The organism is Aureisphaera sp. (assembly GCF_059726885.1).
In genome coordinates, this window is the sequence record NZ_AP041051.1 from 1,951,479 (window position 1) to 1,964,453 (window position 12,975).

10 protein-coding genes are annotated in these 12,975 nt (G+C 40.4%); 4 read left to right on the top strand and 6 right to left on the bottom strand.

Going from position 1 to position 12,975, the window contains the following annotated elements; translation table 11 throughout:
* Positions 1-84: 84 nt before the first annotated feature.
* Complete coding sequence (gene rpsI / locus AC6JAD_RS08540) at positions 85-471, bottom strand: 30S ribosomal protein S9 (RefSeq protein ID WP_461304819.1); 387 nt, start codon at positions 469-471, stop codon at positions 85-87.
* Complete coding sequence (gene rplM / locus AC6JAD_RS08545; protein ID WP_461304820.1) at positions 471-926, bottom strand: 50S ribosomal protein L13; 456 nt, start codon at positions 924-926, stop codon at positions 471-473. The genes rpsI and rplM overlap by 1 nt, the downstream gene beginning before the upstream one ends.
* Positions 927-1,147: 221 nt before the next feature.
* Between rplM and AC6JAD_RS08550 the strand changes: the two genes are divergently transcribed.
* Complete coding sequence (locus AC6JAD_RS08550; protein ID WP_461304821.1) at positions 1,148-3,844, top strand: DUF5916 domain-containing protein; 2,697 nt, start codon at positions 1,148-1,150, stop codon at positions 3,842-3,844.
* Between the two features lie 76 nt (positions 3,845-3,920).
* On the opposite strand, the gene AC6JAD_RS08555 is transcribed toward AC6JAD_RS08550, so the two are convergent.
* A complete protein-coding gene (locus AC6JAD_RS08555) occupies positions 3,921-5,372 on the bottom strand; it encodes an SLC13 family permease (protein ID WP_461304822.1) in 1,452 nt (483 codons plus the stop codon).
* Positions 5,373-5,520: 148 nt separating this feature from the next.
* On the opposite strand from AC6JAD_RS08555, the gene AC6JAD_RS08560 reads away from it, so the two are divergent.
* Entirely contained in the window at positions 5,521-5,985 is a 465-nt protein-coding gene (locus AC6JAD_RS08560) for a lipocalin-like domain-containing protein (protein WP_461304823.1), read from the top strand.
* Positions 5,986-6,298: 313 nt separating this feature from the next.
* Complete coding sequence (locus AC6JAD_RS08565) at positions 6,299-7,807, top strand: KAP family P-loop NTPase fold protein (RefSeq protein ID WP_461304824.1); 1,509 nt, start codon at positions 6,299-6,301, stop codon at positions 7,805-7,807.
* Here the strand turns inward: AC6JAD_RS08565 and polA are convergent.
* Together polA and AC6JAD_RS08575 are read right to left on the bottom strand one after the other, a co-directional pair.
* Positions 7,804-10,635, bottom strand: a complete 2,832-nt coding sequence (gene polA, locus AC6JAD_RS08570) for a DNA polymerase I (protein ID WP_461304825.1) — start codon at positions 10,633-10,635, stop codon at positions 7,804-7,806. The genes AC6JAD_RS08565 and polA overlap by 4 nt on opposite strands.
* A gap of 98 nt (positions 10,636-10,733) precedes the next feature.
* The gene (locus tag AC6JAD_RS08575) at positions 10,734-11,189 is read right to left on the bottom strand and encodes a winged helix-turn-helix domain-containing protein (protein ID WP_461304826.1); all 456 of its coding nucleotides are present in this window, start codon (positions 11,187-11,189) and stop codon (positions 10,734-10,736) included.
* Positions 11,190-11,255: 66 nt separating this feature from the next.
* Here AC6JAD_RS08575 and AC6JAD_RS08580 point away from each other — a divergent pair, with 66 nt between their 5' ends.
* Positions 11,256-11,624 (top strand): DoxX family protein, encoded by a 369-nt coding sequence (locus AC6JAD_RS08580; RefSeq protein ID WP_461304827.1) that lies wholly within the window; start codon positions 11,256-11,258, stop codon positions 11,622-11,624.
* Positions 11,625-11,705: 81 nt separating this feature from the next.
* Here AC6JAD_RS08580 and AC6JAD_RS08585 read toward each other — a convergent pair whose 3' ends face one another.
* Positions 11,706-12,887: a T9SS type A sorting domain-containing protein gene (locus AC6JAD_RS08585; RefSeq protein ID WP_461304828.1), complete on the bottom strand. Its 1,182-nt coding sequence runs from the start codon at positions 12,885-12,887 to the stop codon at positions 11,706-11,708.
* Positions 12,888-12,975 lie beyond the last annotated feature (88 nt).

The window sequence follows — 12,975 nt, forward strand, 5'->3', positions numbered from 1 at the left end:
AGCTGAATTAATAATAAAGTATGAACTTGGCCTTTTTCAATTGGGCACTTCAAAGAAGCACCCAATCGATAGGGCTGAAAAATATTAACGTTTAGAGAACTGGAATTTCTTACGAGCTTTCTTCTGACCGAATTTCTTACGCTCTACCATTCTTGGATCCCTTGTTAGTAATCCTTCTGGCTTCAATACCGTTCTGTTTTCTTCGTTTATTTCGCACATTGCACGGGAAATTGCCAAGCGAACCGCTTCGGCTTGTCCTGTGATTCCTCCACCGTATACATTAACCTTGATGTCATATGCACCTTCATTATCCGTTAGGGCCAATGGCTGGTTCACTTTATAACGAAGTGTTCCAGTGGTGAAATAATCATCTAATTTGCGGTTGTTTACCGTGATGTTTCCTTTTCCTTCAGAAACATAAATACGGGCAACAGCGGTTTTTCTTCTTCCGATTTTGTGTATGGTCTCCATTACTTGCTGTTGTTAAGGTTAATTACTTTTGGGTTTTGTGCCTCTTGGTCGTGCTCTGCACCTACATATACACGTAGGTTTCTGAAAAGAGCCGCTCCCAATTTGTTCTTAGGCAACATTCCTTTAACTGCTTTTTCTACCAATCTAGTAGGGTCTTTGTCATACAGTTCTTGGGCAGTCAAAGAACGTTGTCCACCCGGATATCCCGTGTGACGAATGTACTCTTTGTCATCCCATTTTTTACCTGTTAATTTGATTTTTGCAGCATTAGTAACCACCACATTATCACCACAGTCAACGTGAGGAGTAAAGTTTGGTTTGTGTTTACCGCGAAGTAATTTAGCAACCTCGCTAGCTAGACGACCCAATGCTTGCCCGTCCGCATCTACCAAAACCCACTCTTTGTTTACAGTGGCCTTGTTGGCAGATACCGTTTTGTAACTTAATGTATCCATAAGTTTTTTGTCAATAGTTGTATTAAACATTGTTTTTTTCCCTTCAAAAAGGGGTGCAAAGGTAATGTTATTTATTTGAATAACAATAGGTCGCTCCCTTTTTTTGATAGGCCCTCGGAAGCCCTATTAAAAGTTAAAATTCTCCCAATTAACAAATAAAAGTGCCACATGCTTCCGTTATTAAAGTCTATAAAACATCAATCACAAAACGACCAGCAACCATGACTAACAGCCATTCACCACTGGTGTTGCTCTTTCTGTTGCCTTTTTTTGCTTTTTCGCAAGATGACAACAGTGCAACACAAGACTCTACCGCTCAAGTTTCCTACGAAAAAAGAATATATACCACAGCTTCCATTGCTGGTACCGACGGAATCACCATTGACGGGGTTCTGGACGAAGCTGCTTGGGATGTAGTGGAATGGACATCTGACTATGTGGAATTTGAGCCAGATGTTGGAACCGCGCCTACAGAGCAGACAAAAATGAAAATCGCCTATGACGATAAGAATCTATATGTGGCTTTTAAATGTTATCAGGCAGATCCTTCCACTATAGAGAAACGAATGGGTCGTCGTGATGATTTCCCGGGAGATTGGGTTGAGATTAATATTGATAGTTATAACGATGACCGTTCCGGTTTCTCATTTACCGCTTCGGCTTCGGGAGTAAAAGGAGATGAGTTTATTTCCAACAATGGGAATTTTGATAGTAGTTGGAACCCCATCTGGTATTTGAGCACCCAAATTGATGATGATGGCTGGACCGCAGAGATTAGAATACCACTAAGTCAGTTGCGATTTGGAAATGACGAAGAGCAAGAATGGGGAATACAGTCCACACGTCGTTATTTCAGAAATGAAGAGCGTTCCCTTTGGCAACCACTACCCGCGAACCCCCCTGGATGGGTGAGCGAATTTGGTATTTTAAGGGGAATTAAAGGAATTAAGCCACAGAAACAGCTGGAAATTCAGCCCTACACCGTAGCTCAATTGGACACCTACGAAGAAGAAGTTGGAAATCCGTTCCGTGATGGAAGCGACGCCAAATTTACAGGTGGACTCGATGCAAAAATTGGAATAACGAACGACTTAACCTTAGACCTTACCGTAAACCCTGATTTTGGACAGGTAGATGCAGATCCCGGAGCTATAGCCCTGGATGGTTTCGAAATCTTCTTTCAGGAAAGGCGGCCATTTTTTGTTGAAAATAAAAACGTATTCGACTTCCGTGTAGGAGGAGGAGCGGATAATCTATTCTTCTCGCGTCGGATTGGGCGTACTCCCCAAGGTTTTACGACCACAGATGGAAGTAAAGGTGAATTCACCGACTTTCCGAATAATACGACCATTTTAGGGGCTGCAAAGTTCAGTGGAAAAACTAAGAAAGGCCTTTCTATAGGAGCATTACAAAGTATTACCGATAAAGAATACGCCAAAATTGAACTGGACACCCGTCAGGATGTGTTGGATAATTTAGAAGAAGTTGGAGAGGAAAGGGAAGAATTGGTAGAACCCCTTACAAGTTACTCGGTAATGCGTTTGCAGCAGGATTTTAATAACAACAATAGCTTCGTTGGAGGGATTGCTACCTATACGAAACGAAATATAGAGGGGAATCTTGATTTCCTTCGGGAAAGCGCCTTTACCGGTGGAGTCGATTTTCGACATAACTGGAAAGAGAGAAAATATTATGCAACAGGGAAATTCACCTTTAGTAATGTTAATGGGAGCGAGGAGTCTATCGAGGCCACCCAACGCTCATTAACTCATTTGTTTCAGCGAACCGATGCTGGCCATGTGGAGGTGGATCCTACCAAAACATCCTTGACAGGAACCGGAGGTAGTTTTGAAGTAGGTAAAGGTGGCGGTGGAAATTGGCGTTATAATGTCGGGGGTAACTTCCGCTCCCCCGAATTGGAACTTAATGACATTGGGTTCTTACGCCAGGCCGATCAAATTACACAGTATGCAAACGTGAGAAGGTTGTGGAACAAGCCGACCAGTTGGTTTCGACAGGCCAATGTTGGTGTAAATCAATTTTCACAGTACGATTTCGATGGCAATTATAACCGTATTCAATACGAAATAAATGGATATGTAAATTGGAAAAACAACTGGTGGAGTGAAGCTGGGTTCGGTCATAAGCCAAGAATTTATAGTAATACAGTTCTTAGGGGAGGGCCTAGATGGCTATGGAATGATGAGAACTTTGTGTTTCTGTTTTCAGGAACCGATGGGAGAAAGAAATTCCGAATGCATGCGGGGTATGTGTACTCAGCCGCTACCCAGGATAATTTTTCTTTTCAACGCTATGTCCTACGATTCTTCTATCAGCCTTTGAACACTTTGAGTCTATCGCTGATTAACGAGTTTGAGGTAAACCCTAATAAAACCCAATATGTAACCGAAACAGATTTCAATGGAACGCCAAGATATATTTTGGGTGAGATAGACAATGAATCATTAAGTACTACCCTTAGGGTTAACTATAATATTAATCCTAACCTTACAATTCAGTATTACGGACAACCTTTTATTTTTAAGGCAAAATTCTCCAATTTCAATTATGTGAATGATCCCGTTGCCAGTGATTTAAATAATAGGGTAACATGGTTTGCTGATAACCAAATAAGTTTCAGTGAGGAAGACGGTGCCTATTTGGTGGATGAAGATGGCGACAGTGCAACCGATTATTCCTTTGGCGATCCAGATTTTGCCTTTGTTCAGTTTAGAAGTAATCTAGTTGTGCGTTGGGAGTATATTCCAGGATCCGAGATATTCTTGGTCTGGTCACAGGGGATTACTGGACTCGGAGATGTTGATAATGACTTTGGTCAGATTATCGACAACCAATTGTTGGGTGCCCGCCCACAAAACACCTTTTTGATTAAAGCTACCTATCGGTTCGTTTTGTGATAGATCGATACCGAACGGTGTATTCATATATCGGTTAATTTTGGAAAGCCCTCCTAGTGGGGGCTTTTTTTATGGCCTAACCAATATCGAACAAACCGGGTATGATAAAGTATGTAAGGGCAATAAGAAGCCCAATGGAGATTAGGTTTAGTACCACACCTACCCTTGCCATCTGATGTACTTTAATGTGTCCGCTCGCAAATACAATTGCATTAGGCGGGGTAGCCATGGGAAGCATGAAAGCGCAGCTGGATGCCAAGGTAACCGGAATTACCATTTCCAAAATAGGTGCCTCAAGTCCTAAGGCGATTCCAACCACCAAAGGAACCAAAATTGTGACCAATGCTACATTGCTCATAAGTTCGGTCATAAATAGCATAAGGGCTATAAGGACAGCCGTAACTACAAAAACACTCCAGTGTGATTTTGTGGAGATATAATCCCCAATGAGGTCTATGAATCCTGCTTGGGTGAGTCCCGATGCCAATGCCAGTCCACCGCCAAATAGAACTAGAATCCCCCAAGGTAACTTTTGCGTGTCTTTCCATTGTAATGGGAATTCCCCTTTTTTAATATTGAGAGGAACGACAAACATGGCAACAGCGGCAATCATACTAATGGTTGTATCGGTGAGACCCAAGTTTGGGAACCATTGGTTGAGGCTTCCTCGGAGCATCCATGCCGAGGCGGTTAAAAGAAATATGGCAAGTACGATCTTTTCATCCTTTGAAATGGGGCCAAGTTTTTTCAGTTCATTGGTAATGATATCCTCAGAGGATTGGATTTTACCCAGCCTATTTGGAAAAAAGACATGTACTATACAGCCATAAGCAATCAGTAACATAAGGGCCGAAAATGGGACCCCCATTTTCATCCATTGAAAGAAACCGATGTCGATTTGATATTCTTCATTCAGAAAGGCTAACATGACACTGTTGGGAGGAGTTCCAATTAGAGTGGCCATGCCTCCAATATTGGCAGAAAATGCGATTCCCAGCATGATGGCCAATGCGAAGTTCTGGTCGTTTTTTGTGAATCCGTCGCGATCATTCATCAACAATGTAATCACCGATACGGCAATAGGTAACATTACCACGGTACTGGCCGTATTCGAAATCCACATGCTCATAAGAGCCGTAGCGAGCATAAATCCCAGAATAATCCCGTTGGCTTTGGTCCCTGTTATCCTCAGTATAGAAAGCGCAATGCGTTTGTGTAATTTTACTTTCTCCAAAGCAAGCGCAATCACAAAACCCCCAAAGAACAAGTAGACAATAGGATTCGCATAGTTTCCGGATACAGCCTTTATATCCATTATGCCCAATAAGGGGAAAAGTGCCAAAGGAAGTAATGCAGTTACCGAAATGGAAACTGCTTCACTAATCCACCATACGATCATCCAAACAGCCACTGCAGCAACGGCATCAATTTCTGGTGAAATTAGCGTGGCAGGAAAAAAATAGAGTGCGAGGAACAGCAAAGGACCAGTAAAGAAGGCTATCTGCTTTTGTAAGGGAAAAGATTTCATTGGGCTCAAGATAAATATTCTTTATCAAATAAAGCAAGATCCAGAATTTACGTGTGCTTTTCATGATTTAGGACGAAAACAGGAATAATCCTGTTTTTCAATTCGAATTATTGTTCGTTCTTTGCGGGCTCAATTAAAACCTCAAAAAATGAAAAAATTAATGAACCTTTTGGCAATTGCCCTTATTCTTGGGTCATGTTCTAATGACGATGATGGTGGAGATAACTCTGCTTCCTTGGTTGGTTCTTGGACGTTGACTAGTTACATATTGGATCAACCAGTAGACGTAAATCTAGATGGAACTGCTTCTACAGATTTTCTAGATGAGTTACCATGTTATACTTCTACAGCTACTTTTTCCAATGATGGATCGTTTGCTTCTTCGACCAGTGAGATCGATGTAGACATAGACATCATTAATGGAACGGCAACGGTGATTTGTATCGATCCTGTTTCCTTAACTGGAACTTGGGAATTGAATGGTGATCAGTTGTCTATCACTGCGGAAGGTGAAACAGACACCCAGCCAGTAGAATTGAATGGAAACACTTTGACCTTCGAGGCAACGGATCCAGATTTTGGAACTGCCACTTGGGTTTGGACTCGCAACTAAGATAACATCTTACAAATAGTAAAGCGGCCGGAGACATTTTTGTCTTCGGCCTTTTTTTGTTACACAGATTGTATACCTGAATAGTAGTAGTCAACATTCATGAATGCAGATAGTTACTTGTTTTATTCCAGAGGGAATTCACCTTTCTTTGTTTAGCTGAAGAGGGAAGGACCTTCAGCGAGAATAGGACAAGCTGCACCTTTTGCACCTATATTTTTATGGGTTCTACTGGTGTTAGGTTGTATTTACTAAGTGTAAGCCGGAAGCATATTGCTTTCGGCTTTTTTCATAACTTTATTAAAAACATGGGGATATGTCCAAATTACTGCCAAATCTTCCTATCGAAGATCTTACTGAAGAAAATGATTACCTGGGTATCATTGAAAAAGCGGATTTAATCAAAACTTTTCTAGAAAGTAATACCGATGAGTTTGAACAGATCAAAATGTTCGTGCTTTATGGAGAATGGGGTAGCGGAAAAAGTACCTTGATGAAATATCTTGAGAAAGAGCTAAAAGGGGTATTTAACACTTTCTTTTTTGAAGCATGGGAGTTTGAAAATGACACTAATCTGTGTTTTAGTCTTTTAGAGTTTTTAACACTTAAATCTGAAGGTGCTTCTGAACAAGTAATTGGCGATATCTTAAAACTAGGCGGCAAGCTTTTTAGAGGATTAGGACGTTCTCTAAAATTGAAGGTGCCATTGGCTCCAGGCGGACCTGAATTGGAAATCGATCCATCATCTTTTGTCGAAGAGTTTGATGCGGATGAGAAGACATTCTATCAAATAAAAGAAGATTTTAAGTTCCAGTTCAGGGGTTGGGAAGACATGGTGACAAAAGATAAGAAAACCAAACATAATATTGTTTTCATTGATGATCTCGACAGATGCGAGCCGGAAAACGTCTTGAACCTCCTTTCTGCGTTGAAATTATTCTTTACCTATGGAAAGAAAACGATATTCTTTTGTGGGATTGATAAGAAAGCTGTAGAAATAGCCATAAAAACAAAATACTTCGATTACATTAAATCGACAGAATATTTAGAAAAGATTTTTGATATTTCATTTTCAATGCCAAAAGCAGAAAACAGCATAAAGCTTTTTGGTCTTTACTTTTCTAATGATAAAAAATACGAATTGGCAGGCCAATCAATGTCAATTGCGGAGATTGTCAATTTCCTTTTTAATGAATTAAGGTTCAATAATATCCGAAAAATCAAAAAGGTTTTGAATCGGTTTGTGATTGTCCAGAATATTACCAAAAATCTTTCAGGGAATCATAAACTAAAAAAGATAGCACCAAATATCTTAAATGATGAAAATTGTAGCCTTTTAGATTTACTGATCACGATATATTTTGTTGTTTTGAAAGAATTTTATCCTATGATATTAGAGGATTTCAGCAACAACTCCTTACGCTTAACCAACTATGAATCATCATTCAGCAAAACTCCAGGTATTGATGCGTCGGGTCTATCGAATAATAGAAATGCGATCAAAATAATGGTTCAGGCCAATGGAAGAAATGAAAAATTTTTAAGTATTCAAAGGCAATGGAAAGTGGCAAATAATGATCTAATTAGATTTCGGATTATAAGAAAGATGATTATTGATTTTGCTCCGGTAACACCAGAGTATTTAGATTCATCTTGCTTCGATTCGCCAGCTAGTTTTTATGAAGGTTTCAGAATCAAAAAGAAAGAAGTTGATTATTTCATGTGTTATTTTCTAATAAGGTTTTTTAATGATCTGATCAGCCACAATGCGGAGTCAAATTCATCATCGATTGGTATTTGGAGATTTGTTAAAGCAATCCCTTAATGTGCTTCTAGCCAGTTTTCCCCCAATCCGACTTCCACATCCAAGGGAACGCTCATTTTGTACGCGTTTTCCATTTCCTCCTTGATCATTCGTTCTAGCTTTTCCAGTTCGGGTCTGTAAGCATCGAAAACCAATTCATCATGCACTTGCAATAACATCTTGCTTTTGTAATTGCCCTCTTCCAATTTCTTGTGAATATGAATCATGGCAATTTTGATAATGTCCGCGGCACTTCCCTGAATGGGTGCATTTACAGCATTTCGTTCTGCCGCACCTCGTACTACCGCATTTCTAGAATTAATATCCTTTAAATAACGACGCCTGCCCAAAACGGTCTGTACATAACCATTGTCCCGGGCAAAGTCAACTTGCTCGCTCATATAATCCCTGAGCTTAGGGTAGGTTTTGTAATAGGTATCTATCAATTCCTTGGCTTCACTCCTGGAAAGATCGGTCTGATTGCTCAACCCGAAAGCGGAAACCCCATAAATGATTCCGAAGTTTACCGTTTTCGCATTGCCACGCTGTTCACGAGTTACTTCTCCTATGGGCACATTGAATACCTTCGCAGCAGTGGAGGCATGAATGTCTTCCCCATTCTTAAAAGCGTTAATCATGGTTTCTTCCTCACTTAAGGCAGCGATGATCCGGAGTTCTATTTGACTGTAATCTGCGGCCAATAGAACATGGTCTTTGTCCCTTGGTATAAAGGCCTTCCGAACCTGACGTCCACGCTCCGTTCGAATTGGAATGTTTTGAAGATTTGGGTTATTACTGCTAAGCCGTCCTGTCGCAGCTACTGTTTGCATATAATCCGTATGTACCCTTTTGGTGCTTTCTTCTACCTGTCCTGGAAGCGCATCTACGTACGTGGATTTTAACTTTGCCAATCCACGATACGCTAATACATCGGAAATGATCTTATGATCTTTGGCTAGATAAGAAAGTACATCTTCTGCGGTAGAATATTGTCCTGTTTTTGTCTTTTTGGGCTTATCGACCAGTTTCATTTTACCAAATAGGATCTCTCCCAGTTGCCTTGGTGAGGCAATATTAAACTCCTCTCCGGCCGATTCATAAATGTCGGCCTCCAATTTTTTGATATCACTATCTAACTCCGAAGAAAGGTTTTCCAGAAATCCCTTATCCAAATTGATGCCTTCCAATTCCATATCACCTAGGACACGGAGCAGGGGCACTTCTATTTCGTCAAATAATTTTCGGGTATTTGCTTCACTCAATTCTTTTTCGAAATGCTCTTTCAATTGAAGGGTAATATCTGCATCCTCTACTGCATATTCCGTTTGTTGTTCAATGGGAACTTGTCTCATGGAAAGTTGGTTCTTTCCTTTTTTGCCTATGAGTTCTGTAATAGAAACAGGGGTGTAATTGAGATAGGTCTCGGCCAGTACATCCATATTGTGACGCATGTCTGGATTAATGAGATAATGTGCCAACATAGTATCGAACAGTTTCCCTTTCACAGTGATTCCATATTTGGATAGCACCTTAATATCATACTTTAAGTTTTGACCAATCTTTTCGATCCCTTCATCTTCAAAGAAAGGTCTCAGAAGGTCTACAGCGGTTTGTGCCGCATCCCTTTCTTCAGGAATGGGCAGGTAAAAGCCTTTTCCAACTTCCCATGAAAATGCAATACCGACCAGCTCTGCCGTAATCGGATTAAGCCCTGTTGTTTCTGTATCGAAACATACGGAAGGCTGTTTCATTAATTGATCCAAAAACAATTGTGTGCCTAATCCAGGTTGAACGGTCTGGTAAAAATGAGAAACATCCTTTATCGTATTTCTCGAACTGAAGGCTTCGTTTTCTTGAGGAACTTCTGTGTCGCCCCCAAATAGGGAAAACTGCCCTGCTCCGGCAGCTGTCTTTTTAGTTTCCTTTTTTGGGGATTCGTCTTTTGCGGTAGGTGCCGCTTGACTTTCGGTAGAAAATGTTTTTAGGAAATTATCTGTGAGTCTACGGAATTCCAGTTCTTCAAAAACCTCGGTGACACCCTTAATATCAGGGTCGCACATTTCGAAATCTTTCTCGTCAAACTCAACAGGGACATCCAATATTATACGGGCCAATTCCTTGGAAAGCAACCCCAGTTCCTTAGAGGCTTCTACCTTTTCTTTCATCTTTCCTTTTAACTGATCGGTATTTTCCAACAGACCTTCCATAGAACCGAACTGAGCCAAGAACTTTTTGGCAGTTTTTTCACCAACACCGGGAAGCCCTGGGATGTTATCGGCGCTGTCTCCCATCATTCCTAAAAAGTCTATCACCTGTAAAGGGTCCTCTACTTCAAATTTCGCCTGTACTTCAGGAATTCCCCAGGTTTCGTAACCACCCCCGAATACAGGGCGGTACATGAATATATTTTCTGACACCAATTGGGCAAAATCCTTGTCTGGAGTTACCATAAAGGTTTTATATCCTTGTTTTTCAGCTTTTTTGGCAAGGGTGCCTATAACGTCATCCGCTTCAAAACCCTCCTTTACCATGATAGGAATATTCATGGCTCTTAAGATCTTTTCTATGTAAGGAACCGCTATTTTAATAGCTTCAGGGGTTTCGTCCCTATTGGCCTTGTATTCTGGGAAGAGTTCATTTCGTGATTCACTGCCACCCTTATCGAAACAGACGGCCAAATGGTCCGGTCGTTCTCTTTTAATAACATCCAATAAGGAATTCATAAAGCCGAGAATAGCTGAGGTGTCGGTACCCTTCGAATTAATTCTTGGATTTTTTATGAAGGCATAGTAGCCGCGAAAAATCAGTGCATAAGCATCAACTAAAAAGAGTCGTTTTTGGTCGGACATAGGTTGTTTTGATTGTAAAGTCTAAAGCTACAAAACTTCCTTGTTGCGTAGAAATTTATTGAAGGGCAATTCTAACTTTTTGGCAGGGCAGAAATGGTCTATTGTTCATATCGTAGGGCCCGAATAAGGAGTATTAAAACAGTAAATACCACAAGACTGTATATCGCAAATTTCAGGATGTTTTTTCTTGAAAGGAATTGATTTCCATTTTCCACAGGATTCAACAGCCGGATGGAATATCCCAATTTTGGTATGGTTGCGATCATTACTCCACCTATATCGTGTGTGTCTAAAAACTTTCGAAGGTCGGAAGCGGCTTTCGATATGGAATCCTCAGTAACCACGGTATCTTTCCAAACAAAACCCATCAATTCTTCGCGCGTAACCACATCGTCTTTGTGTAATAATAACACATGGAAGAAATCCCTTAGTCTAGGTTCCATGAACAACTCGGTACCATTATCTGAAACTATACTTCCTTTTCTTGGGTAGAAAGTGTACGATAGAAAGTCTAAGGGAGAGTTGGTTGCGACTTTCAATTTAGTTTCAGTCATTTTTCCAATGTTTTTCCACTCTTTTCAGTGTGTTTTTTACAGTTTCGTTTAACCAAAAACAAGATAATGAAAAAAGGACAAAAAATACTCAGCTGGGGTCTTAGGATTCTTCTTTCCCTAGCATTTTTACTAGCCAGTTCTGGGAAATTAACTGCTAATGAAGGTGTCGTGCAAATGTTTACCAATTGGGGTTTTCCAGATGGATTGCACTTCGTCATTGGTGGGCTCGAATTGGTTTTGGCTATTCTTATTTTGATTCCTAAAACACTGAAGATCGCCTTGTTTGGATTGGCGATTATAATGGTAGGTGCCATGCTAACCCATGTCTTAATGGATCCCATCGGACAGGTTATCCGTCCATTGGTGTTCCTGGTTCTGCTAATATCGGTGTATTATTTGAATTTTATGAATAAGGAGAATAGATCAGAGGGCTAATTCCACGGGAACAGAATCATGAAAAAAACCGCCTTTTTAGGCGGTTTTTAATAGGTATATTATTCAATGAAATTGCGGACTTTATTTCTTTATGAACTTCCCATTGAACAATTGCTTAGATCCATTACTTACGGTGTAAAAATAGTGTCCGGTGGCATAATTGGAAAGGTCTAAGCGCTGTTTCATTATTTCATGGGTGCTTTCGGTTACCTTAAGAAGATCCATCTGTTTTCCTTGCAGATTATAGGTTCTAATTGTTATATCGGTATACATAGGAGGGAGATGAGCTTCAATGATCACATAATCATGGGAAGGATTTGGGTAGGCCTTAATCCGGTAAGACGCCAAAGTGTTTTCTTCTACCGACAATGAAACACCTTTTATGAGTCGAATTATTTGTGGGTTTATGGTTGGGCCGCTCAGTGGTACCGCACAGTTTATGTAGATGGAATCCCCGGTTTGTGTTACAGCAACACCATTGGGAGTGGAAAATGTGGCAGAGGCGGCTAATCCATCGGTGTTACCTCGAACTCCCGTTCCTGCCAGAACCCCCATAACCTGTGTGTCAATATTTAAGTGAAATACTTGATGTCCTGAATAACTCGCTATATATAAGTTTCTGGAGTTAATGTCATAATCCAGATGACCGTTACCGAATTCGGTGTTTCCAATAATGGATGTAGTTCCACCTGGAGTTATTTTAACAATATTTGTATTCGAGAAATTGGATACATAAAGGTTGTCATTTTCGTCTATGGTGATACCATTGGGACAAGCAAAAACAGATCCTGAAGCAAACACGGTTGAGGTGCCTGAAGGGGTCACCTTCTGAATGGTTCCATTCCCACAATTGCATACATAGAAATTATCGGCACTGTCAAAAACAATTCCGACCGGAGAGGAAATTCCATCAGATGTAACAAAGGTTCTTACGCCATCAATTATTTTATAAATGGCATTATCGCGTATATCCGATTGATGCAGAGTGCCATTATTGTCAAAGCCATTCCCTGAGGCGCCTACAAACCCTGTCGCATATTGCGTGAGATTTAAATCGGTATCCAGTTTTAGTATATGATTGGCCATTCCATCTGTGTCGGGGCCACTAAGCATATCTCCGAAATCTCCAATGTAAAGATTCCCGTCATCATCCAATGACAGTCCTCCACTACCGTTGAGTTCGGATGTAAGGGTAATTACTTCTACTTGGGCAATAAGGTTTGCGCTAAAAAGGCAAAAAATAAAAACGTATAATTTTTTCATAGTGATATAATTTTATACCCCTAAGAAAATCTAATGAGTAGTACAGGTTGTTATTCCTTATATAGATTTACAGAGCACACAGGGAAAT

Excerpts from the sequence above, each read along its gene's own strand:
- rpsI (WP_461304819.1), bottom strand. The coding sequence starts at position 471 with ATGGAGACCATACACAAAATCGGAAGAAGAAAAACCGCTGTTGCCCGT.
- rplM (WP_461304820.1), bottom strand. The coding sequence starts at position 926 with ATGGATACATTAAGTTACAAAACGGTATCTGCCAACAAGGCCACTGTA.
- AC6JAD_RS08550 (WP_461304821.1), top strand. The coding sequence starts at position 1,148 with ATGACTAACAGCCATTCACCACTGGTGTTGCTCTTTCTGTTGCCTTTT.
- AC6JAD_RS08555 (WP_461304822.1), bottom strand. The coding sequence starts at position 5,372 with ATGAAATCTTTTCCCTTACAAAAGCAGATAGCCTTCTTTACTGGTCCT.
- AC6JAD_RS08560 (WP_461304823.1), top strand. The coding sequence starts at position 5,521 with ATGAAAAAATTAATGAACCTTTTGGCAATTGCCCTTATTCTTGGGTCA.
- AC6JAD_RS08565 (WP_461304824.1), top strand. The coding sequence starts at position 6,299 with ATGTCCAAATTACTGCCAAATCTTCCTATCGAAGATCTTACTGAAGAA.
- polA (WP_461304825.1), bottom strand. The coding sequence starts at position 10,635 with ATGTCCGACCAAAAACGACTCTTTTTAGTTGATGCTTATGCACTGATT.
- AC6JAD_RS08575 (WP_461304826.1), bottom strand. The coding sequence starts at position 11,189 with ATGACTGAAACTAAATTGAAAGTCGCAACCAACTCTCCCTTAGACTTT.
- AC6JAD_RS08580 (WP_461304827.1), top strand. The coding sequence starts at position 11,256 with ATGAAAAAAGGACAAAAAATACTCAGCTGGGGTCTTAGGATTCTTCTT.
- AC6JAD_RS08585 (WP_461304828.1), bottom strand. The coding sequence starts at position 12,887 with ATGAAAAAATTATACGTTTTTATTTTTTGCCTTTTTAGCGCAAACCTT.